General features: G+C 66.0%; 14 protein-coding genes and 1 pseudogene. 7 read left to right on the top strand and 8 right to left on the bottom strand.

Annotated elements, in window-relative coordinates; translation table 11 throughout:
- The first annotated feature begins 12 nt into the window (after positions 1 to 12).
- Genes EJC49_RS06685 through EJC49_RS06665 form a run of 5 tightly spaced genes read left to right on the top strand, consistent with a single transcriptional unit; the run spans position 13 to position 5,620 of the window.
- Positions 13 to 1,254, top strand: a complete 1,242-nt coding sequence (locus EJC49_RS06685) for a glycosyltransferase family protein (protein WP_210211763.1) — start codon at positions 13 to 15, stop codon at positions 1,252 to 1,254.
- Positions 1,251 to 2,516: a glycosyltransferase family 4 protein gene (locus EJC49_RS06680; RefSeq protein ID WP_126698688.1), complete on the top strand. Its 1,266-nt coding sequence runs from the start codon at positions 1,251 to 1,253 to the stop codon at positions 2,514 to 2,516. Before EJC49_RS06685 ends, EJC49_RS06680 begins: the two co-directional genes overlap by 4 nt.
- Entirely contained in the window at positions 2,513 to 3,670 is a 1,158-nt protein-coding gene (locus EJC49_RS06675) for a glycosyltransferase family protein (RefSeq protein ID WP_126698687.1), read from the top strand. The genes EJC49_RS06680 and EJC49_RS06675 overlap by 4 nt, the downstream gene beginning before the upstream one ends.
- Before the next feature lie 52 nt (positions 3,671 to 3,722).
- Positions 3,723 to 4,862 carry a glycosyltransferase family 4 protein gene (locus EJC49_RS06670; protein ID WP_170314641.1) on the top strand — a complete coding sequence of 380 codons (1,140 nt, stop codon included), beginning with the start codon at positions 3,723 to 3,725 and terminating at the stop codon, positions 4,860 to 4,862.
- The gene (locus tag EJC49_RS06665; RefSeq protein ID WP_126698685.1) at positions 4,859 to 5,620 is read left to right on the top strand and encodes a polysaccharide deacetylase family protein; all 762 of its coding nucleotides are present in this window, start codon (positions 4,859 to 4,861) and stop codon (positions 5,618 to 5,620) included. Before EJC49_RS06670 ends, EJC49_RS06665 begins: the two co-directional genes overlap by 4 nt.
- Before the next feature lie 40 nt (positions 5,621 to 5,660).
- Here the strand turns inward: EJC49_RS06665 and EJC49_RS06660 are convergent, their stop codons facing one another.
- The 5 genes from EJC49_RS06660 to EJC49_RS06640 form a co-directional block, all read right to left on the bottom strand.
- Positions 5,661 to 6,842 (bottom strand): ABC transporter permease, encoded by a 1,182-nt coding sequence (locus EJC49_RS06660; protein WP_126698684.1) that lies wholly within the window; start codon positions 6,840 to 6,842, stop codon positions 5,661 to 5,663.
- Positions 6,839 to 7,834, bottom strand: a complete 996-nt coding sequence (locus tag EJC49_RS06655; protein ID WP_126698683.1) for an ABC transporter permease — start codon at positions 7,832 to 7,834, stop codon at positions 6,839 to 6,841. Before EJC49_RS06655 ends, EJC49_RS06660 begins: the two co-directional genes overlap by 4 nt.
- Positions 7,835 to 7,840: 6 nt before the next feature.
- Positions 7,841 to 9,745 (bottom strand): ABC transporter substrate-binding protein, encoded by a 1,905-nt coding sequence (locus EJC49_RS06650; RefSeq protein ID WP_126698682.1) that lies wholly within the window; start codon positions 9,743 to 9,745, stop codon positions 7,841 to 7,843.
- The gene (locus EJC49_RS06645) at positions 9,742 to 11,652 is read right to left on the bottom strand and encodes an ABC transporter ATP-binding protein (RefSeq protein ID WP_126698681.1); all 1,911 of its coding nucleotides are present in this window, start codon (positions 11,650 to 11,652) and stop codon (positions 9,742 to 9,744) included. Before EJC49_RS06645 ends, EJC49_RS06650 begins: the two co-directional genes overlap by 4 nt.
- Before the next feature lie 175 nt (positions 11,653 to 11,827).
- Positions 11,828 to 12,430 carry a histidine phosphatase family protein gene (locus tag EJC49_RS06640; protein ID WP_126698680.1) on the bottom strand — a complete coding sequence of 201 codons (603 nt, stop codon included), beginning with the start codon at positions 12,428 to 12,430 and terminating at the stop codon, positions 11,828 to 11,830.
- 91 nt (positions 12,431 to 12,521) lie between these two features.
- Here EJC49_RS06640 and EJC49_RS06635 point away from each other — a divergent pair, with 91 nt between their 5' ends.
- Positions 12,522 to 14,996, top strand: coding sequence for a mechanosensitive ion channel family protein (locus tag EJC49_RS06635; RefSeq protein ID WP_170314640.1), 2,475 nt, complete (start codon positions 12,522 to 12,524; stop codon positions 14,994 to 14,996).
- 24 nt (positions 14,997 to 15,020) lie between these two features.
- On the top strand, positions 15,021 to 15,869 hold the full coding sequence (locus EJC49_RS06630) for an FkbM family methyltransferase (protein WP_126698678.1): 849 nt from the start codon (positions 15,021 to 15,023) through the stop codon (positions 15,867 to 15,869).
- A 405-nt stretch (positions 15,870 to 16,274) separates the two neighbouring features.
- Here the strand turns inward: EJC49_RS06630 and EJC49_RS06625 are convergent, their stop codons facing one another.
- From EJC49_RS06625 to EJC49_RS25585, 3 genes and pseudogenes are all read right to left on the bottom strand, one after another.
- A complete protein-coding gene (locus EJC49_RS06625) occupies positions 16,275 to 17,837 on the bottom strand; it encodes a carbamoyltransferase C-terminal domain-containing protein (protein WP_126698677.1) in 1,563 nt (520 codons plus the stop codon).
- Positions 17,838 to 17,957: 120 nt separating this feature from the next.
- Positions 17,958 to 21,746 carry a methionine synthase gene (metH, locus tag EJC49_RS06620; RefSeq protein WP_170314639.1) on the bottom strand — a complete coding sequence of 1,263 codons (3,789 nt, stop codon included), beginning with the start codon at positions 21,744 to 21,746 and terminating at the stop codon, positions 17,958 to 17,960.
- 76 nt (positions 21,747 to 21,822) lie between these two features.
- Positions 21,823 to 22,189, bottom strand: a pseudogene (locus EJC49_RS25585) (FixH family protein); the annotation flags it as partial.

The raw sequence follows: 22,189 nt of genomic DNA, 5'->3' as shown, positions 1-22,189 counted from the left end.
CGAGGCAACGAGGTGTTTGCCGAACGTAACCAGGCGCGCATGGACCCGGTCTTCGATTTCACTGTACTCATGTACAGCCACGACACGTTCGGTCTTGGACATCTGCGGCGCAGCCGCACGATCGCCCATGCGCTCGTGTCGCATTTTCCCGGCGTTCGCGTGTCGATCGTCTCCGGTTCACCGGTCGTCGACGCCTTTCCTTTCGAGGATCGCGTGGACTACATCCAGATCCCGGCAGCCAACAAGCTCTCCAATGGAACCTACGCGTCAGGCAGCGGAGAACTGACGTTCGAGCAGACGGTGACCGCCCGCGAGTCGGTGATCCGGGAAGCCGCCGAGCGGATCCGCCCCGACATGATCATCGTCGACAAGGAGCCGCTCGGGCTGGCCCGAGAGATGCTCTCGACGTTGAAGTGGGCCAAGGCGAAGGGCGCGATCACGGTTCTTGGCCTGCGCGACGTGCTCGACGCGCCCGAACTTCTGCGCGAGGAGTGGCAGCGAAAGCACATCGTCGAGCATCTGGCGCTCTATGACGAAATCTGGATTTACGGACCCGGCAGTTTCTACAACCCGCTGGCCGGCATCGACCTGTCGGAAGCCATCCTGTCGCAGACCCGCTACACCGGCTTCCTGCCCCGCACCGTTGCGGACGAGGACGTCACGGAGAAATACGGCCGCGACTATGTCCTCGTGACGGCCGGCGGCGGCGGCGATGGCTACGAACTCATGGCCGCCGCGCTCAACGCCGTCCGCCAGGACAAGACCCCCGGTCGCGAGTTCCTCTTCGTGCTGGGCCCCTTCATGACCGAGCGCGAGCGCTTCGAGATCGCGGCCCGCGCAGGCAACGTTCCCAACATCCGCATCATCGATTTCGACGCGAACCTGGAGGCGATCGTGGCCAACTCCAGCGCCGTCGTCGGCATGTGTGGCTACAACACCTTTTGCGAGGTGATCTCCTTCGACAAGCGCGCCCTGTTCGTGCCGCGCACCGCGCCGCGCCGGGAGCAGGCGATCCGCGCCAACCGGGCCGCCGAGTTCGGCTGGGTCGACGTCATCGACATCGAGCAGGCGAAGAACCCGCGCCGCTTCCTCGCCGCCATCGATGCCGTGCTGGAGCGCACCACCCCATCCTCGGCCGTGGCGCGACCCGACCTCGATGGCCTCAACCGCATCTGCGCGCTGACCGAAATCCTCCTCGATCGGCGAGAGGAAATCCTGGCTGCTTCGGAAACGCGCAAAGCCGCCTTCTCATGAAGCCTGCCATCGTCGTCGTGCTGAAGGGATATCCGCGCCTGTCGGAAACCTTCATCGCCCAGGAACTGCTCGAGTTGGAGCGCGCCGGCTACGACCTCCACCTCGTTTCGCTGCGCCACCCCACCGACAGCAAGCGTCATCCCATCAACGACGAGATCCGCGCGCCGGTCACCTACCTGCCGGAGTACCTTCACGACGAGCCCATGCGGGTGCTGAAGGCCTGGTGGCAGGCGCGCCGGCTTGCCGGATATCGGGTCGCGTTGCGGCACTGGCTGAAGGACTTCGGCCGTGACATCACCCGCAACCGCATCCGCCGCTTCGGCCAGGCCTTGGTGCTCGCCGCCGAATGCCCGAAGCAGGCACGCTGGATCTACAGCCATTTCATCCACACGCCCTCATCGGTGGCACGCTACGCCAGCGACATGACGGGCATCGGCTGGAGCGCATCCGCCCACGCCAAGGACATCTGGACCTCGCCCGACTGGGAACTGAGCGAAAAGCTCGCCGCCGCCGACTGGACCGTCACCTGCACGGCCGGCGGCGCGCGGCACCTGAAGGATCTCGCGCCCGACCCGGCAAAGGTCACGCTGGTCTATCACGGCATCGACCTCGCCCGCTTTCCGAAGCCCAGCCGTCAGCCCTCGTCGCGGGACGGCACCGACGAAGCCGATCCCGTCCGAATCCTGTCTGTCGGACGCGCGGTGGCGAAGAAGGGGCTGGATACGCTGGCCGACGCCCTCGCCTTGCTTCCACCGGGCCTCGCCTGGAGTTGGACGCATGTCGGCGGCGGCGAACTGGCCGACGCCCTCAAGGGGCAGGTCGAGCGTCTCGGCATCGGCGCGCGCGTGGCCATCCATGGCTCCCGCGCGCAGAGCGAGGTGCTGGAAGCCTACGCCGCGTCCGACCTGTTCGTCCTGCCCTGCCGCATCGCCGACGATGGCGACCGGGACGGACTGCCGAACGTGCTGGTCGAGGCACAGAGCCAGGGCCTGCCCTGCATCTCCACGCCGATCTCGGGCATTCCCGAACTCATCGATGACGGTCGCACCGGCATGCTGGTTCCGCCGGATGATGCGGCCGCGCTGGCGGTCGCTCTTGAGGACGCCATCCGGCTCCCGGACTTGCGCGCCCGCATCGGCGCAGCCGCGATGGAGCGGGTGCATGACCATTTCGACCATCTCGGCACCATCGGCCAGTTGATCGCACGGTTCGAAGCGAGCGGCCTGGTCGGCGACAAGCCAAGGGAGAAGCAAGCGTCGTGACACACCGCGTCCTGTTCTATGTCCAGCACCTGGTCGGCGTCGGCCACGTCTTCCGCGCCTCGCGCATCGTCCGGTCGCTGCGCAGCCGTGGCATCGAGGTCGACCTGGTTTTCGGCGGCGTACCCATTCCCGACCTCGACATCGCCGACGCGCGCATTCACTACCTGCCCCCGGTGCGGGCGGGCCTCGAAGTCTTCAACAGGTTGGAAGACGACCGGGGCAACCCGGTCGACGAGGACTACAAGGCCCGCCGCCGCGATCTGCTGCTGGAGATATTCCACGACGCGAAGCCCGACGTCGTCGTCACCGAGGCCTTTCCCTTTGGCCGCCGCCAGATGCGCTTCGAACTCATCCCCTTGATGGAAGCCGCGCAGGCGCGAAGCCCGCGCCCAGCCATCGTGGCGTCCGTGCGCGACATCCTGCAGGAGAACGCCAAGCCTGAGCGCGACCTCGAGGTGGTGGACATCCTCGACCGCTTTTTCGACCGCGTGCTGGTGCACGGCGATCCGGATTTCGTGCGTATCGAGCACACCTTTCCGCATGGCGGCAAGATCGCCGACAAGCTGCTCTACACCGGCATCGTCGCACCCGAACCACCCGTCCCGGCCACCGGCGACGACGTGTTCGACGTGGTGCTCTCGGTCGGCGGCGGCGCCTTCGGCCACAGGCTGCTGCTTGCCGCGCTGAAGGCTCGCAAGCGCTCGGTGCTTGCCGACGCCCGCTGGCTCGTCCTCACAGGCCTCGCCGCGACGCCCGCGCAGAAGGCGGAACTGGAAGCGCTGGTCGACGAGAACGTCGTCTTCGAACGCTTCATCCCCAACCTGCCCGCAAGGCTCGCCGCCGCGAAGCTGTCGATCTCGCGCGCCGGCTACAACACCACCGCCGACATCTACACCTCGGGTTGCCGGGCCGTCATGGTGCCCCTGTCCGACGGGATCGAGACCGAGCAGATCACCCGCGCGGCCCTGATCGAAAAGCGGGGCCTGGCGGAGGTGGTCAACCACGAGAGCGAGACGCCGGATGCGATCGCGGCCGCCATCGACCGCGCCATGGCGGCTCCCGCGCCGGACCGTTCGGCCATCGACATCGGCGGCGCCGCCAACGCCGCAAGCATCCTGGCCGCCATCGCCGGGGGCGAGGAGCCGTCGGCCTGACGCCTGCCGCGTCCCGCTTGACCCGCCCGCGCCGGTCGCTACGGTCGCGCCGATGACGAGGATCGCCTTCTACGCGCCGTTGAAGCCGCCGAGCCACCCGATTCCGTCGGGTGACCGGGAGATCGCCCGCAACTTGATGAAGGCGCTGGCGCTGGCAGGCTTCGATCCTTTCGTCGCCAGCGAGGCCATCGCCTACCAGAAACGACCCTCGGCCGAATTGTTCGCCGACCGCAGGGCGCGTTGCGAGGCCGAGGTCGACCGTCTGCTGGCAGTCTGGCAGGCGCAACCGGCGGCGAAGCCTGACCTCTGGATGACCTATCATCCCTATTGCAAGGCGCCCGACTGGATCGGCCCGCCGGTCTGCCGGGCGCTGGCCATCCCTTACGTGACCGTCGAGGCCTGCCGCACGCGCCAGGACACCGACGCCGACTGGGCCGACGGTCGCGCGGTCGTGCAGGCGGCGGTGCGCCAGGCCGCGGTGAACTTCTGCCTCAAGCCGGCCGACCGCGCCTATCTGGAAAGCTTCCTGCCCGACGCCTCGAGCATCGTGGCGCTGAAGCCTTTCATCGACCTTGCCGACCTGCCGGACGCGGTGGATGTGGAGGGGCCGTGCGCTGCCGGCGAGGGTCCGCTGATCCTCTCCGTCGGCATGATGCGACCCGGCGCCAAGATCGACTCCTACCGGCTCCTGGCCGAGGCGCTGGCTGGCCTCGTCGATCGCCCCTGGCGCCTGGTGATCATCGGCGACGGGCCAGGGCGGAACGAGGTCGAGGCGATGTTTGGCTTTGCCGGCGATCGGGCACGTTTCACCGGCGCGGTGCCACATGAGCAGGTTCTGGGCTGGATGAAGAAGGCCGATCTCTTCGCTTGGCCGGGCATGCGGGAAGCCTTCGGCGTTGCCTATCTGGAAGCGCAGGCGATTGGCTTGCCAGTGGCCGCCTTCGCAACCGCCGGCGTACCGGTGGTCGTCGGTCACGACGAGAGCGGGTTGCTAGCGCCCGAATTCGACATCGTTGCCTATCGCGACAACCTCGCCCGTCTGCTCGCCTCGCCGCAAGAGCGCGCCCGGCTCGGCGCCGGCGGGCGTGCGAAGGTGGCGCGCGACCACGGGCTGGACGCCGCGGCGGCGACCCTGGAAGGCGCACTGCTGCCGCTCGTGGGCGCCCGAACTGGCGTGGCGGTGGCGCCGTGAACGCCTTCGCCGTCCTGCAGGATGAGCTTGCACTATGGGACGCAGCCGGCCTGACGCCGCGATTCTGGCTGCGCGACGACGACGCCGTGGCGCCCACGCCCGCGCTTGAGCGGCTCATCGCCTTCGCTCGCGGCCACGAGGTGCCCGTACTGCTGGCGGTGGTGCCCGTTGGCGCGACGACCGCGCTCGCGGCGCGGCTGGCCGACGAGCCGCTGATCACGCCCTGCCAGCATGGCTTCGCCCACCGCAACAACGCGGCAAAAGGCGCACCAAGTCTTGAGCTCGGCGGCGCGCGGCCGACCGACGATATCCTGGCCGATCTGGCGGCTGGACGCGCCCGGCTTCTGGAATTCTTTGGCGAACGCCTTTCGGGCATACTCGTACCGCCCTGGAACCGGATGGCGCCAGACGTCGCCGCACGCCTGCACGAACTGGGCTTTACCGGGCTGTCGACCTGGTCCTGGCAGCGCAAGGGGACGCGTCTGCCCGAGATCAACACACAGGTGGACGTTATGGATTGGGCCGGGGGCCATCGCGGCCGCGACCTCGCCTGGACGGTGGGCGAGCTTCTGCGGCGACTGGTGCAGGCGCGCGAAAGGGGCGGAGCGCCGCTCGGCATCCTCACCCACCACCTCGTCCATGACGACCGCGCCTGGGCCACGCTGGTCGATCTGGTGGCCTGGCTCAAGGACGAGCGCGGCTTCGCCTTCGAGAGCGCCGACGCCCTGATCGCCGCCGGTGCGGCGATGCAGGGGTGACACATCGCCCGGGGCGGCCGGCCTGAGCCGGCCGCGATCGTCAGGCGGAGTGGTAGGGATCGGCCGCGTCGCGCAATCCGTCGCCCAGGAAGTTGAAGGCGAGGATGACGAGGATGACCGGCACCACCGGCAGGATCAGCCAGGGATAGAGCGCCACCACGTTGATGTTCTGAGCCTCGTTGAGCAACACGCCCCAGCTGGTGACCGGCGGTCGCAGGCCGAGCCCAAGGAAGGAGAGCGCGGTTTCGCCGAGGATCATGGTCGGGATCGTGATCGTGGCCGAGGCGATCAGGTGGCTCATGAAGCCGGGGATCAGGTGCCGGAAGATGACCCGCGGCGGCGATGCGCCCATCAGTTCGGCCGCCACGACATACTCTTCCTCGCGCAGCGACAGGAGTTTCGAGCGCACCGCTCGGGCAAGCCCGGTCCAGTCGATGAGACCAAGGATGATGGTAATGCCGAAATAGACCACGATCGGCGACCACGTGACCGGCATGATGGCGGCCAGCGCAAGCCACAGCGGAATGCTGGGCAGGCTTTGCAGCACCTCGATGATGCGCTGCACGACATGGTCGATCCAGCCGCCATAGTAGCCCGCCATGCCGCCGATGCTGATGCCGAGCAGGAAGGAGACGGTGATGCCGATCAGGCCGATGGTCAGCGATATTCGCGTGCCGTAGATGATGCGCGAAAGCACGTCCCGCCCGAGCCGATCGGTGCCGAGCAGATAGAAATAGCCGTCCTCCGCCGGGCAGACGAGGTGCAGGTCGCTCTCGACCATGCCCCAGAAGCGATAGCTGTCGCCGCGGCAGAAGAAGCGCAGGGGCTGCACGTCGTTGGTGTTGGGAACATATTCGCGCTTCAGCGTCTGCATGTTGAGCTTGAAGTCGTAGCCATAGACGAACGGTCCGACGAAACTTCCCTCGTGGAAGAGGTGGATGCCCTGCGGGGGCATGTAGATCGCCCTCACGTCGCGCCGTTCGAGGCTGTAGGGGGCCAGGAACTCGCTGATCAGGATCGACAGATAGATCAGCAGCAGGAAGATGCCGGACCAGACGGCCGCGCGGTGCTTCCTGAACTTCCACCACATCAGCTTCAGCTGCGAGGCGAAGTAGACCTTTTCCTGCTCCGGCGACAGCTTCTCGACACCTTGCGGGTCGAACGGGGTCTGCGACACGAAGTGGCTGATCGCCTCTCCGTCCGGCGGGATCGACGAACTCATCGACGTCCCCCCTGGAGCCTGATGCGCGGATCGAGAATGGCGAGCGCGATGTCCGAGATCAGGACGCCTATGACGGTCAGTGTGGCAAGAAACATCAGGAAGGAGCCTGCAAGATACATGTCCTGGCTCTGGAGCGCACGGATGAGCAACGGGCCGGTGGTTTCCAGCGACAGAACGATGGCCACGACCTCCGCGCCCGAGATCACCGCCGGCAGGATGGAGCCGATGTCGGCGATGAAGAAGTTGAGCGACATGCGCAGCGGATACTTCACCAGCGCCCGCGTGGGCGGCACCCCCTTGGCGCGGGCGGTGACGACGTACTGTTTCTGCAGTTCGTCCAGCAGGTTGGCCCGCAGACGGCGGATCATGCCCGCGGTGCCGGCCGTGCCGATGACGATCACCGGGATCACCATGTGCTCGGCCATGGAACCGAACTTCGCCCAGCTCATCGGCTGGTCGATGTACTCCGCATCCATCAGGTGGCCGATCGACGTGCCGAACCACACATTGGCGAAGTAGAGCAGGATCAGCGCCAGCAGGAAGTTGGGGGTGGCAAGACCCAGCAGGCCGAGGAACGTCAGCCCGTAGTCACCCCAGGAGTACTGGTGCGTGGCCGAGTAGATGCCGATCGGGAAGGCGATCAGCCAGGTGAAGATGATGGTGATGGTCGAGACGAGGATGGTGAGCCACAAGCGGTTGCCCACCACGTCGCTGACCGGCAGCTCATATTCGAACGAATAGCCGAAATCGCCCTGGAGCATGCCGCCCACCCAGGTGAAGTAGCGTTCGATCAGCGGCTTGTCGAAGCCGTACTCCTCCTTGAGGTATTCGATCTTCCTCGGATCGACGGTCTCCCCCTGCGCCTGCAGTTCCGCGATGTAGTTTTCGAAGAAATCGCCCGGCGGCAGCTCGATAATGGTGAACACCAACGCGCTGATCAGGAACAGCGTCGGTATCGCGGCCAGCAGGCGATAGAAGATGTAGCGCAGCAATGCCCGCTACTCCTTGTCGAACCAGAAGGTGTCGGGCATGTACACCCCGAAGAAGGCCACCGGCGCAAAGGCGTAGATGCCTTCGTCGGGGACATTCTTCAGCGTGTTGCGCACCACCACCGGCTGGAGGACGCCGTTCACCGTGCCGATCGTGTAGACCTGATCGGTGAAGATGTTGAGCATCTCGTCCCAGATCGTCGTGCGCTCCGCCGTGGTCGACGAAACACGCCAGTCCTGGAACAGCGCGGCGAGCTTGGCCACTTCCGGAACGTCGATCGTCTCGCCGGCCATTCCGTTGGTTTCCAGGTGCTGGCCCCACTTCGGCCAGATGCCCTGGACCGACGACACCGGGGCCAGTTCCTCGGGCGGCATGTCGGGGGTGGCCAGTCCGACATTGAGGCCCGACCACACCGACATCATGGTTTCGCCGGACAGGAAGCGGCGGCGCATGTTGTCGAGCTGCATGGCGCGCGGAAACACCTTGATGCCGATCGCGCCCCAATATTCGGTGACGAGTTGCGTCACGTCGGTTTCCTCGGTGCCGCCCGCCATCTCGATGATGATCTCGGCACGGCGCCCGTCCGAGAGCCGGCGAACCCCGTCGGGACCGCGCGTCAGGCCGATCTCGTCGAGCATGGCATTGGCCTTGTCCGGGTCGTATTCGGACCAGGCCTGCGCGTATTGCGGCTTGTAGAGCGGCGATCCGTCCAGAACGGAGTTGGACGCCGGCTGCGCGAGCCCGAAATAGAACTGCTGGTTGATTTCCTCGCGATGGATGGCGAGCGAGAGCGCGCGGCGGAACCGGACGTCGCGAAACAGGTCCCGCCAGACGGCGTCGTTGGTGTTGAGGTTCGGCAGGTAGGCGACCTGCGAACCGGTGCCGTCCTTCCACAGCTTGACGTCGAACTTGTGCTGTTCGCTCGACTGCTTGAGGAAGGTGAAGTTGTCGAAGCGCAGATAGCGGGCCTGAAGGTCGCTGTCGCCCGTCCCGGTCTTGGCCGGAATGATGTCGGCCGAGCTGATGCCGAGATAGACCTCGTCGAGGTAGGGCAGCTGCCGGCCTTCGCCATCGACCCGGTGGAAATAGGGGTTGCGCTTGAAGATGAAGCGCTCGGCCGGCGGCGGTGTCGTGTTCATCCACGGCTCCAGCGTCGGCAGATCCGGGTTTTCGGGCCGGTAGGCCCGCGCCTTGACGGTGTGCAGCGCTACCCAGTCGCGAGAACTGTTCTGCCGCACCCTTTCGGCGAGATCCTCGGCCGTGGCATACTTTTCATGGAACTGCTTGAGGTAGTGGGCAGGCTGGACGATGTAGTTCGGGCTCGCACCCGCCAGCGAGGGCAGGAACTGCGGGTTGGGCTTCGACCAGGTGAAGCGCACGGTAAGGTCGTCGATCACCTCGAATTGCGGCGCTTCGCCATCCACCATCATCACCGCCGAGGCCCCGCCACGCGACAGCGCCTCGTTGGTCTCGACATCCTCCCAGCTGTACCGGAAATCCTCCGCGGTGAAGGGCGCGCCGTCCGACCACCGATGGCCGGGCCGGACCTTGAACGTGAAGATGCGCCCTTCCTCCACCTCGAAGCTCTCGAGAATGTCGGGGACGATCTCCAGCTTCTCGTTGAATCCGACCAGGCGGGAATAGCCGTAGATCGTCATCATGCGGATGTCCTTGGCGTCGGCCATGAGCATCCGCAGCCTGCCGCCATAGGTGCCGTTGGTCTTGCCGAGCGCGGCCATGTCGATGACGCGCGGCACGTCGGGAAGCCGTTGCTCCATGGGCGGAAGCTGGCCGCTTTCCACCGCGTCCTTCAGGGACGGCGGCTCTTCGGCGAAGGTCGCCGAAACGAGGGTCGCAGTTGCGGCGGCTGCCATCGCGGCAAGGCCCCAGACCCGGCTGATGAACGTGGTCATGCGTAGATCCTTTCACGGGATGGCATGTCGCGCGCGAGAACGAGATGTCCCTCGCCAACTTGTAAGAGCGACAGGTCACTCCCGTCGCCATGTTTGCTCTGGAATTCCGGCGGCCAGTCGTCGCTCGGATCGGACTCGTCGTCGCCCTGAGCGGCGAAGTCGAGCTTGCGGTCCAGGCTGACGCTGGGAACCGCGCTCAGGAGCTTCTGGGTGTAGGGGTGCATCGGCCGGGCAAACAGCGTCTCGCAGTCGGCGATCTCGACGATTCTCCCGCGCCGCATCACGGCAATCCTGTCGGCGATGTACTTCACCACCGCGAGGTTGTGCGAGATGAAGACCATCGTCAGCGACAGCTCGTCCTGCAGCGATTTCAGCAGGTTCAGAATCTGCGCCTGCACCGAAACGTCCAGCGCCGACACCGGTTCGTCGCAGATCAGGAGGTCCGGTGCCAGCGCCAGCGCGCGGGCAATGCCGATGCGCTGCCGCTGACCGCCGGAAAAACTGTGCGGATAGCGGTTGAGATGGCTGGTCTGCAGGCCGACCATCGCCATCAGGTCGGCGGCCGTCTGGGTGATCTCGCGCGCGCCGCCCTGGCGATGGATCTCGAGCGGTTCGCGCAGCGTGTTGAGGACGGTCGAGCGCGGGCTCAGCGAACCGAAGGGATCCTGGAAGACGATCTGGATGCGCTTGCGGAAATCCTTGAGGGCGCGACCATGGAGCTTGCGGATGTCGCAGCTGATCTCGCCATTGTCGAACAGCATCTGGCCGCTGTCGGCCTCGGTCGCACGCATGATCAGCTTGCTGAGCGAAGACTTTCCGCAGCCGCTCTCGCCCACGATGCCGAAGCACTCGCCGCGCCGCACGTCGAAGGAAACGCCGTTGACCGCGTGAATCTGGCGGTTCTGTCCGCCGAACCAGCTCCCCGACTTGATGGTATAGGTCTTGTGAAGGTCGCGGACGGTGAGAAGCGGCGTCTGCGACGTGCAGCGCCCTTCGCTCGCACGTCGCATCGAGGCCGGGATCACCTTGTCGATCTCCCGCAAAGCCACCAGCTTTTCGCCCGGCTCCATGTCGAGATCGGGCACGGCCTTCATCAGCGCCCGCGTATAGGCGTGTCCGGGATTGGTGAAGATCTCCTTCAGCGGCCCGGCTTCGAGGATACGACCGTGATAGATCACCACCACCTCGTCGGCCATGTTGGCAACCACGCCGAGATCATGCGTGATCAGCAGCAGCGACATTCCAAAGCGCGCCTGGAGCGATTTCAAAAGCCCGAGCACCTGCGCCTGCACGGTCACGTCCAGCGCCGTCGTCGGCTCGTCGGCGATCAGCAGGGCCGGCTGGCAGATCAGAGCCATGGCGATCATGGCGCGCTGGCGCAGGCCGCCGGAAAGCTCCATCGGATACATGTCGTAGGCGCGCGACGGGTCCGGGAAATTGACGAGCTTCAGCATGTCCTCGGTGAGCGAGCGCGCCTCGCCCCTGGCCACCTCGCGATGCAGGACGAGCGCCTCCTCGACCTGGTTGCCGATCGTGTGGAGCGGCGACAGCGACGTCATCGGCTCCTGGAAGATCATCGCGATGCGTCCGCCACGAAGGTCGCACATCTCCGCCGTCGTCGGATCGAGCGCGGCAATGTCCGTCTCCGTACCGGGCTGCAAGGGATCGCGGAAGCGGATCCGTCCGCCGGTAATCTTGGCGACCCTGGGCAAAATCCCGAGGATGGCCTGCGCGATGATGGACTTGCCCGAGCCGGACTCGCCAACGAGCGCAACTGTCTTGCCCGCCGGAATCCGGAAGCTGACGCCCTTCACCACTTCGATGCTGCTTTGCTGTATCTTGATCGAGATGCGCAAGTCCTCGATACGCAGCAAGTCCCGTCTGTCGCCCAAGTCGATCTGTCCCATCCCTGACGGTCTCTTACGCCCGGCCGTCTTGCCCCAGCGGCCGGCGGCGGCAGAATGCCTGACCGGGCGAGGATTGATCGGGAGTTTTGCAATTCCCTATCCCTGCGGCAAGGGCCGGAAAGTCCCCTCGTTCTCAATTTGCGGCGAGTGTGCCCCCAAGTTCACACTTTGGCGTTCACACTTCGGCGAACCTGCCTTGCGACCAGCAGAGGACACGATCGTGCGGTATCGCACGACGCATGCTCGCCCCCTGGTCCAGCCCCTCTAGCATCCCAATCATGACGCGCAGATTTCCACTGTGCGTCACGACGATTGGTAACGCGGCTGCGGTGAGGCTGTGTGTGAATAATTTCATTCTGGCTTCAAGATCGGCATAGCTTCCGCCCCCGGACGGGGCGAAGTTCCAGCGATCCGCCTTGCGGGCGCGCCGTTCGTCCGGGAACCGCGCCTTCACCTCATGCGTGGTCAGGCCCTCCCAGTGTCCGAACCCCGCCTCCGCCAGGCGGTCGTCCGTCTCGACGAAGGTCGCGGGCAGTCCGAGATGTCTGGCGATGATACGGGCCGTCTCGACGCACCGCGCGAGCGGCGAACTCAACAGACGCAAATCGCCCGGAAGCGCGCCGCCCGTTGCGAGATGGCGCGCGAGCCGGCGTCCGTTCGCTTCGGCATCCGCCCTGCCGTCCGGCGACAGCGGCACGTCGGTGAGCCCCTGGAAACGCCCCTGCTCGTTCCAGGCCGTCCTGCCATGCCTCACGAGGAAGAGCGTGTTGTTGATCATGATTTATCTTACCGTCGCGACCGGATATGCCATGCCTGTCGAGTATCGGCGGACGCAAGCCTTGACAACGACCGAGGCGAAAGGAACGGACATGGACGTCTCTGCGAAACGGGCGTGCGGTTGGCCCAGGCTCTGGGGCATTGCGGCGCTCCTTGCCCTGATCGTCGGCTTCGTGGTGCCCGCTCACGCGCAGTCACCGATCCAGTTGCTGACGCAGGACAGGAAAACCGAAGCCGCGGCGCCTTCCGGAATGGAAGCGATTCTTCAGCAGGCGGAGAGGGACGGCTCCACCATCATCATCATGCGCCCGGGCGGCGAGCAAACGGCGACGCCCGACATGCCGATGGCGATGGCCCTCTCCAGCGAGAGCCTGCTCAAGGCGCGCGAAAGCCTGAAGCGCATGGTCGCGAACGCGTGGATCTATGTCGACTATCTTCCGGAAGCGCTGAAGGCGGCGAGCCCGGACGGAACCGTCCTCTGGCTGGTTCTGGCCATTGCGACAGCGGTCGGCGGCCTGGTGGCGGGACGCCTGGTCTTCTGGCAGGTGACGCGCTGGGCGCGCGGGCACTTCCGCCACCTCTATCGCGAGGACGAAAGCAGCCTGTCCCGAAAACTCGGCTACATCCTGTTCCGGGCCGGCTGGATGCTGCTCAGCGCCGGCATCATGTTCGTCACGGCGGTGCTCGTCGCCGTCATCTTCGATTCCGGACACAAGCCGTCGCGCGACACCATCTTCGTCGTCATCTCCACCTACGTGGTCTATCGCATCGTCCGGTCGGTGGTCTTCTGGAATTTCTTCGCGCCGACATCGGCCGCGCATCGCCTCATCAATCTGTCCGACGCCGAGGCACGGAGGCTGTTTCGCGACTGGGCCATTCTGCTGTCCGTCGGTGCGATTGTGATCGGCCTGTGCCGCTGGATCCTCATTCTCAATCCGCCGGGCAGCGTGACCGACATGTCGATGGTGGCGGTGAACCAGGACGCCCAGAACTTGGCCTTCATCTTCGGCATGCTGCTTTGTGCCTTGATGATGGGCGCTCTCGTCATCGTCCATCGCCACGAACTGACAGCCATCATCCTCGGCGCGGGCGAGCCGGAGAAGGTGCCGTTCCCGCGTCGCGTGGCGGCGGTGGCCGTCCTGCCGATCGCGATCGTCTACCTGATCGTAGCCTGGCTGGTGAGTTCGGTGCGGCTGACCCTCGGCCTGCCCGGCGGCTATGTGCCGGTGCTCGCGCCGATCATCATTTTCGTCGTCGGTGTCTTTGCCTATGCCATCGCCGCCTATCTGCTCGAACTCGTCTACGAACGCCGCGCCGCGTCGCACCGCCGTCGCCAGTTGCTCAAGCAGCAATCGGAGCGACGTGCCTGGCGGCGCGCCCAGGCGTCCCGCGAACTCATAGCCGGGATGGACGAGACCGTCCGCGACATGATGGAAGACAATGACGAGATGACCGTGATGGCGCCGGTCATGCCGCCCTCCACCACGAAGCCCTATTTCCCCGCTTTCAAGGCGTTCTTCCAGAGCACGATCCAGGCGACGATCCTCGTGGTCAGCGCCGGCGAACTCGCCCGCCTGTGGGGAGCCGACCTCGGACGCGATGGCGGGCATCCGATTGCCGCCGCGCTCGACATCCTGCTCGTCCTCATCGTGGCCGCCGCCCTCTATCGCGCGGTCAACGGCTTCATCGATTACAAGATCGTCGAGGAGGGTGGCACGCTCGACGGACAGGCCGGCAACCCGGGCGAGGGAGAGGGCGAGAGCGGCAAGGGCCAGTCCAGGCTCGCGACGCTGCTGCCGATCTTCCGCAACGTGATCGTGTCGATGCTGGCCGTGTTCGGCACCATGATCGTGCTGGCCAATCTCGGCGTCGACATCGGGCCTCTCTTTGCCGGTGCCGGCGTGATCGGCATCGCCGTCGGCTTCGGAGCTCAGACCTTGATCCGGGACATCTTCTCCGGTGCCTTCTTCCTGGTCGACGACGCCTTCCGCAAGGGCGAGTACATCGAGGTCGGCAGCGTCAAGGGCGTGGTCGAGAAGATCTCGATGCGCTCCTTCCAGTTGCGCCACCATCTCGGCGCTGTCCACACCGTGCCGTTTGGCGAGATTCAACAGCTGACGAACTATTCCCGCGATTGGGTCATGATGAAGCTGCCGCTGCGGCTGACCTACGACACCGACGTCGAGAAGGTGCGCAAGCTGGTGAAAAAGATCGGCGAGCGGTTGCTGCAGGATCCCGTCGTCGGTCATCTGTTCCTGCAGCCGCTGAAGTCGCAGGGCGTCTACGCGATGGAGGACTCGGCCATGATCATCAGAGTCAAGTTCATGACGCGCCCGGGGGACCAGTTCGTCACCCGCAAGGTGGTCTATGCCGCCGTGCGAGAGGTGTTCAACCACGAGGGCATCCGCTTCGCCCACCGCGAAGTTACGGTGCGGCTGGCCGATGGCCAGAAGGCAGACGAGTTGACGAAGGAGCAGAAGGAGGCGATCACCGGCTCCGTGCGGGCCGTGATCGACGATGTCCAGGCTGGCGCGCTCGACGCCGGCAAGGCCGCCGCCGCCCTTTGACCTCGAACGGATGCCCCCGCACGCATGTCGCTCCCCCTCGCCGCGCTTGACACGACGACCGCCTTCGGCAAGCGTCCGCCGAGCCGCTTCGCGCGCCTCATCTGGGCGCTGACGGTCTCAGGCGACATTCCCCATCCCCGGCGCAAGGCGATCCGCAAGCATTTCGGGTCGCGCCTGGCGGGCCCGTTCGACGTGACGGCGGGGGGCATCGCCTTTCGCGCCTACCCGGCCGAGAACCGCGACGACCGCATGCTGGTCGGTCATGGCGTCCTGCCCGAGGCCGAAGAGCACGCGCTGATCGAGCCCCTTTTGAAGCCCGGCATGGTGTTCGTCGACATTGGCGCCAATGTCGGCACCTATTCGCTCCACGTGGCCACGAAGGCCGGGCCAGGCGCCCGCATCATCGCCTTCGAACCCCACCCCCGCACTTTCGCCAAGCTGGCCTACAATCTCGACGCCAACGGCGCGGGAAACGTCGCCGCACAGAACCTCGCCATCGCCGGCGAGACCGGCACCATGGAACTCTACTCCGATGGCGGCGGCAACATCGGCCATGCCTCGCTCCTGAGGGAAGGCGCCGGCGCGGTGCGTAGCACGCAGGCTGTGCCCGTCGCGCCGCTGGCATCCGTCCTCGCCCGGCAAGGCGTCCCGAACGTCGACCTCCTGAAGATCGACGTCGAAGGGTTCGAGGACCGCGCGCTGCTGCCGCTCTTCGAGCAGGCGCCAGAACGGCTCTGGCCGAAGGCGATCCTGATCGAGACGGTCCTATCGACGCTCTGGCTGCGCGATTGTATCGGCTTCCTCGCCGACAGGGGCTATCGCCGCGGGGGCGAGACAGCGGAAAACGTGCTGCTGTTGCGTGGCGTGGCTTGAAGCTTTGTGTTCCGTCGCTGCCGCCGGAGCCCCGTGCGTTCAAACGGCTGCGCACGACTTGTTGTCGCCATGGCACTTCTGGACCATATTCGGATGTGGGAGACGAGCTTTCGCCCGCCTTCCGTTTACTTGCGAAGCCAGTCGGACCCCGGACGATGACTTGCCAGCCTGTCCGGGTCCATATGATCTCGAAGCTGACGCTGAACGGCCTTTGCCGCATGATCGTCACCTCCGTTCGAGAGCAAGGCTGTTGCCGCAGCCGGGGAAGCCCATCTTAGCCGGTTGCGCCGGCTGGCCTCGGCGCAAGCTGCTTCTGATCCGGAACAGCAGAAATTCTAGCGATTCTTTCGAGAGCATTGCAACTGAAAGCAATGCCGAGTTGCAAGCTTGATGTCCTCGGTCGTTCTACTTTCCACGACGGTAGAACGTATCGCCGACCACGAACCCTTCGAGCCCGGTGTCGCGGACATATCGCACGAGATCGCTCATCCGGTTGATGAACCCCTTTCCGGAGAAGTTGAGCGAGGTGTTGCAGAGAACGCCGTAGCCCGTCCGCGCCTTGAAGGCCGACAGCAGCGCGTGCATCCGCGCATTCTGCTCGGCCGTGACCGTCTGCGCCCGCGCCGAGCCGTCGACATGGGTGACGGCCTGGATGGCGTCGGTCTTCACGCGCTGGAAATAGAGCATGTGCGGGCTCGGACCGTGGTGAACGAACAACCGGTCGAGTTCCTCCTCCAGCAGGATCGGCGCGATGGGGCGAAAGCCTTCACGCTTCTTGATGGCGTTCAGGCGCGTGTGCATCTCCTTGGTGAACGGCGCGGCGATCAGCGAGCGGTTGCCGAGCGCTCGCGGACCGATCTCGTAGCGCCCCTGGACCCAGGCGAGCACGGCGCCGCCGGCCAGTTCATCGGCGATCACGGCATCGTCGGCGGGCACGGCGTCGAACCCGGACAAGTCGGCCGCGTCGTGCACGAAGTCTTCGCCGGCATAGGCCGTCCACTCGATCTTGGCGTTGCCGGTGATGCGGAACTGCGCGTCGGCGGCCGTGCCGATGGCGGAACCGGAATCATTGGTGCAGGGCTGCACGAAGACATCGGCGAACAGGCCGGCGCCCTTCCACGCGCTGTTCCAGTCGCAGTTCAGCCCGCAGCCGCCCGACACGAGCAGGGGCAGTCCATCCGTCAGGTTCGCCTTGGCGAAGTCGAGGAAGCGCGCAAAGATCGCGTCCTGGAAGCGGCGCGCGAGATTGCGAAAGGCCTCGGTCTCGAGCCCGATGTCGACGAAGGGCGTGCCGATGAAATCCGCCTTGCGCAGCGGCGCGGCCACCGCGTCCCAGGCGATCAGCCGCTCGATCAGCGTTCGCTCTTCGGGCGTCTCGGCCACGTCCTTGCCGTAGCCGGCGATCGCCATCAGCTTGCCGGCGTCCTCGCGGCGCGACTTGCGGGCATCGACTGAAAGCGTCGGGTCGGCGAGGCCGTAGAGAAAGCCGTATTTGTGGCCGGGGCCAGTGACCGGGGTGCCGAGCTTCGTCACCTGAAGCTTCTCGTCGATGCGATAGAACGAGCCGAGCACGCCTTCCCAGACCAGTGCATAGCAGGCCTGTCCCTGCGGAAATGGCGACATGGCATAGCTGCCGATGATGTGCGAACGCTCGTGCGATGAGGAGAAGAAGCGGATCTCCTTGCCGGCAAAGAGCTGCGGCCGGTCGATGATGCCGCTCTCGTCGTGACCGAAATATCCCGAACCCAGCGGCTGGCTGAACGGACGGAAGGAGCCCATCCAGCCCGACAGCGCCTGCACGTCCGGGATCTCGTCGCAAAGCCCGAGGCCGCGCAGCACGAGTTCCGGCGTCACCGGCGCATAGCGCGGGCCCGAATCCTTTTCCGCCTCGATCGAAAAGGCCAGCGTGGCGTCCTCGATCAGGGCGACGTGGCCGTCGTGACCGGGCTTGTAGGCGAAGATCTTCATGCGCGCTCCGGAGCAACTGTCGGCATGCGAGGCCTCCCGACCCCGCACGCGATCCATAGTGCATGATGTGCCTCCGACCTGTGGCCGCGCGGCAACGGTTCGCCAGAAAGCGTGCGCGCCTTACTCGGCTGCTTCCGCAAAGGCCATCGGCACGTAGTTCAGGACCGGGGCGAGCCAGCGCTCGACCTCCTCGACGCTCATGCCCTTGCGGCGAGCATAATCCTCGACCTGGTCGCGCTCGACCTTCCCGACACCGAAATAAAAGCTGTCGGGATGCGAGAGGTAGAGACCCGACACCGACGACCCCGGCCACATGGCATGGCTCTCGGTCAGCCGCACGCCGATCTGCGCCTCCGCATCCAGCAGCGAAAACAGCGTCGCCTTCTCGGTGTGGTCGGGTTGCGCGGGATAGCCGGGCGCAGGACGGATGCCGCGATAGGGCTCGCCGGCCAGGTCCTCGGGTGAGAAGGCCTCGTCGGCGCCGTAGCCCCACAACTCCTTGCGCACCAGCTCGTGCATGCGCTCGGCGAAGGCCTCGGCGAAGCGGTCGGCCAAGGCCTTGACCAGGATGGAGGAGTAGTCGTCATTGGCGCGCTCGAAGCGTTCCGCGATCGCGACTTCCTCGATCCCGGCGGTGACGACGAACCCGCCGACGTAATCCGCCTTGCCGCCGTCGCGCGGCGCCACGAAATCCGACAGCGACAGGTTCGGCTTGCCATCGCGGCGGGGAAGCTGCTGGCGCAGGGTGTGCAGCCACGCGCGCTTTTCCGTCCGGCTGTCGTCGGCAAACAGCGCGATGTCGTCGCCGACCGCATTGGCGGGCCAGAAGCCCACGACGGCCTTCGGCGCAAACCACTGCTCGTCGATGATCTTGGCCAGCATCGCCTGCGCGTCCTCGAACAGTTGGCGCGCCGCCGCGCCCTGCTTCTCGTCGTCGAGAATCGCCGGATAGCGCCCCCGCAGTTCCCAGGTCTGGAAGAACGGCGTCCAGTCGATGTAGCGGGCGAGTTCCGACAGGTCCCACTCCTGGAACACGCGCGTGCCGAGGAAGGACGGCTTTGGCGGATCGTAGGAAGCCCAGTCGACACGATGCGCGTTGGCGCGGGCGCGGGCGAGCGGCAGCCGCTGCTTTTCGGCTTCCGAGCGCGCATGCGCAGCCGCCACCTTGCGATACTCGGCGCGCACGGTCTCGACGGCGCCGGCTTTCATCTCGGGCGACAGCAGGCTGGAGACGACGCCGACGGCGCGGCTGGCATCGGTGACGTAGATCGCCTGGCCGCGATGGTAGCGCGGATGGATCTTCACCGCTGTGTGCACGCGGCTCGTGGTCGCGCCGCCGATCAGCAGCGGGATGTCGAAGCCCTCGCGCTCCATCTCCGAAGCCACATGCACCATCTCGTCGAGCGAGGGCGTAATCAGGCCGGACAGGCCGATGATGTCGACCTTTCGCTCGCGCGCGATCTCCAGGATCTTCGTTGCCGGCACCATGACGCCGAGGTCGATGATCTCGTAGTTGTTGCAGGCCAATACGACGCCGACGATGTTCTTGCCGATGTCGTGGACGTCGCCCTTCACGGTCGCCATCAGGACGGTCCCGGCGCTCTGCCGTCCGCCGGCGCCGCCGTTCGCCAGCTTCTCGGCTTCCATGTAGGGAAGGAGGACCGCCACGGCCTGCTTCATCACCCGCGCCGACTTGACCACCTGCGGCAGGAACATCTTGCCCGACCCGAACAGGTCGCCGACGACGTTCATGCCGGCCATCAGCGGTCCCTCGATGACATGCAGCGGACGCTCCGCCGTCTGCCGCGCTTCCTCCGTGTCGGCCTCGATGTATTCGGTGATGCCGTTGACGAGCGCGTGCTCCAGCCGCTTCTCGACCGGCCATTCGCGCCACCGCAGATCCTTCTCGCGCGCTTCCTTGCCGGCCGAGCCCTTGTAGCGCTCGGCGAGATCGAGAAGGTTCTCCGTCGGCGTGCCGCCGGCCGCCGGCACGCGGTTCAGCACCACGTCCTCGCAGGCCTCGCGCAGGTCCGGGTCGATGGATTCGTAGACGGCGAGCTGGCCGGCATTGACGATGCCCATGTCCATGCCCGCCTGGATGGCGTGGTAGAGAAACACCGCGTGCATGGCCTCGCGCACGGGCTCGTTGCCGCGAAACGAGAACGACAGGTTCGAAACCCCGCCCGAAACGTGCACGCCGGGCATCGCCGCCGTGATTTCGCGCGCCGCCTCGATGAAGTCGTGGCCGTAATTGTCGTGCTCTTCGATGCCGGTCGCCACCGCGAAGATGTTGGGATCGAAGATGATGTCGGAAGGCTCGAAACCGGCGGTCTCGGTCAGCAGCTCGAAGGCGCGCTTCGAGATCTCCACCTTGCGCGCCTTGGTGTCGGCCTGGCCCTTTTCGTCGAAGGCCATGACCACGACCGCCGCGCCATAGGCTCGGCACAGTCGCGCCTGGTGCAGGAAGGCCTCCTCGCCCTCCTTGAGCGAGATGGAGTTGACGACCGGCTTGCCCTGCACGCATTTCAGCCCGGCCTCGATGATCTCCCATTTCGAACTGTCGATCATCAGCGGAACGCGGGCGATGTCGGGCTCGGCGGCGATCAGGTTGAGGAACTCGACCATCGCCTTTTTCGAATCGATCAGGCCCTCGTCCATGTTGACGTCGATGATCTGGGCACCGTTCTCGACCTGGTCGCGCGCGACGTCGAGGCCGGCGGCAAGATCGCCCGCCGTGACCAGCTTCCTGAACTTGGCCGAGCCGGTCACGTTGGTGCGCTCGCCGACATTGACGAAGGGGATGTCCTTCGTCAGCACGAAGGGCTCCAGCCCCGACAGCCGCATCAAGGGCGCCACGGTCGGCACCGCGCGCGGCGGATGTTTCGCCACGGCCTCTGCGATCGCGCGGACATGGTCGGGCGTCGAGCCGCAGCAGCCGCCGACGATGTTGACCAGCCCCTCGCGGGCGAAAGCCTCGACCTGGCTCGCCATGTATTCCGGGCTTTCGTCGTACTGGCCGAAGGCGTTGGGCAGGCCGGCATTGGGATAGGCGCAGGTGAGCGTGTCGGCGACGCCCGAGATCTCGGCGATGTGCGGGCGCATGGCGGCGGCGCCCAGCGCGCAGTTGAGCCCAACCGACACCGGCTTGGCATGACGCACCGAATGCCAGAACGCGGTCGGAGTCTGGCCCGACAGCGTCCGACCGGAGAGATCGGTGATCGTGCCCGAGATCATGATCGGCAGGTCGATGCCTTTCTCGGCAAAGACCTCGCCGCAGGCGAAGATCGCCGCCTTGGCATTGAGCGTGTCGAAGATCGTCTCGATGAGGATCAGGTCCGCGCCGCCGTCGATCAGGCCGCGCAATTGCTCGCCATAGGCCAGCCGCAGATCGTCGAAGGTGACCGCGCGATAGCCGGGATTGTTGACGTCGGGCGAGATCGAGGCCGTGCGGTTGGTCGGCCCCAGCGCGCCGGCCACGAAGCGCCGCAGGCCGTCCTCCTGGAAGGCGCGGATCGCGGCGCGGCGGGCCAGCCGCGCGCCGTCGCGGTTCAGGTCGTAGACCATCTCCTCCATGCCGTAATCGGCCTGCGCGATGCGGGTGGACGAGAAGGTATTCGTCTCGATGATGTCGGCGCCGGCGATGGCATACGCGAAGTGGATGTCCTCGATCGCCTTGGGCTGGGTCAGGATGAGGAGATCGTTGTTGCCCTGCTGGTGGCAGGCGCAACCTTCGAAGCGATCCCCACGGAAATGCTCCTCCCCGAGGCGGAGCGCCTGGATCTCCGTGCCCATCGCGCCGTCGAGGATGAGGATGCGCTCGCGTGCGGCCGCGTTCAGGGCGGCGCGGATTTCACCTCCGTCGCGGGGCGGCAGGGCCGCGCCAAACAGATCGTCGAGGGTCGAAGCCATGGCGGATATCCTCATGCACGCATCCGATAGAATCGGATATGCACATAAGGATATCTTTATGTCAACATTCTCGGCCTCACGGCCGGATGTCGATTTCGCCCTCGAGCCTGACGAGTTCGAAGTCGCTGACGAGGACGTCGACCCGCACCGACCAGCGTCCGGGCAAGGGCAGCACGAGGTCGCCCGCGCGCCAGGCGCCCTCCTCCGTCGCCACCATGTCGCGCCGCACGGGTTCGATGCCGACATCGGGCCTTGAGACGACGAGCGTTACCGCTTTCGCGGCAAGCGGGCCGTAGTCACCACCTTGCAGCGCGACGGTCGCCACGACCGGCCCGGCAAGCCCTGGCGTGACGGTCACGTCGGCCATGACGCGTTCGCCGTGCAGGTGCACCCAGGCGGGCTCGGCGGCCGCGCGGGCCAGCGCGCGCGGCGGCGGGGTGAAG

This window comes from Aquibium carbonis (assembly GCF_003970795.1).
GTDB classification, from domain to species: Bacteria; Pseudomonadota; Alphaproteobacteria; order Rhizobiales; family Rhizobiaceae; genus Aquibium; species Aquibium carbonis.
The sequence above is the reverse complement of the archived record's forward strand: the minus strand, read 5'-3'. Positions and strand labels throughout refer to the sequence as shown.

Bases quoted from the DNA above. Each gene is read 5' to 3' on its own strand.
- EJC49_RS06680 (WP_126698688.1), top strand. From the start codon at position 1,251: ATGAAGCCTGCCATCGTCGTCGTGCTGAAGGGATATCCGCGCCTGTCG.
- EJC49_RS06670 (WP_170314641.1), top strand. From the start codon at position 3,723: ATGACGAGGATCGCCTTCTACGCGCCGTTGAAGCCGCCGAGCCACCCG.
- EJC49_RS06660 (WP_126698684.1), bottom strand. From the start codon at position 6,842: ATGAGTTCGTCGATCCCGCCGGACGGAGAGGCGATCAGCCACTTCGTG.
- EJC49_RS06650 (WP_126698682.1), bottom strand. From the start codon at position 9,745: ATGACCACGTTCATCAGCCGGGTCTGGGGCCTTGCCGCGATGGCAGCC.
- EJC49_RS06645 (WP_126698681.1), bottom strand. From the start codon at position 11,652: ATGGGACAGATCGACTTGGGCGACAGACGGGACTTGCTGCGTATCGAG.
- EJC49_RS06640 (WP_126698680.1), bottom strand. From the start codon at position 12,430: ATGATCAACAACACGCTCTTCCTCGTGAGGCATGGCAGGACGGCCTGG.
- EJC49_RS06635 (WP_170314640.1), top strand. From the start codon at position 12,522: ATGGACGTCTCTGCGAAACGGGCGTGCGGTTGGCCCAGGCTCTGGGGC.
- EJC49_RS06630 (WP_126698678.1), top strand. From the start codon at position 15,021: ATGTCGCTCCCCCTCGCCGCGCTTGACACGACGACCGCCTTCGGCAAG.
- EJC49_RS06625 (WP_126698677.1), bottom strand. From the start codon at position 17,837: ATGAAGATCTTCGCCTACAAGCCCGGTCACGACGGCCACGTCGCCCTG.
- metH (WP_170314639.1), bottom strand. From the start codon at position 21,746: ATGGCTTCGACCCTCGACGATCTGTTTGGCGCGGCCCTGCCGCCCCGC.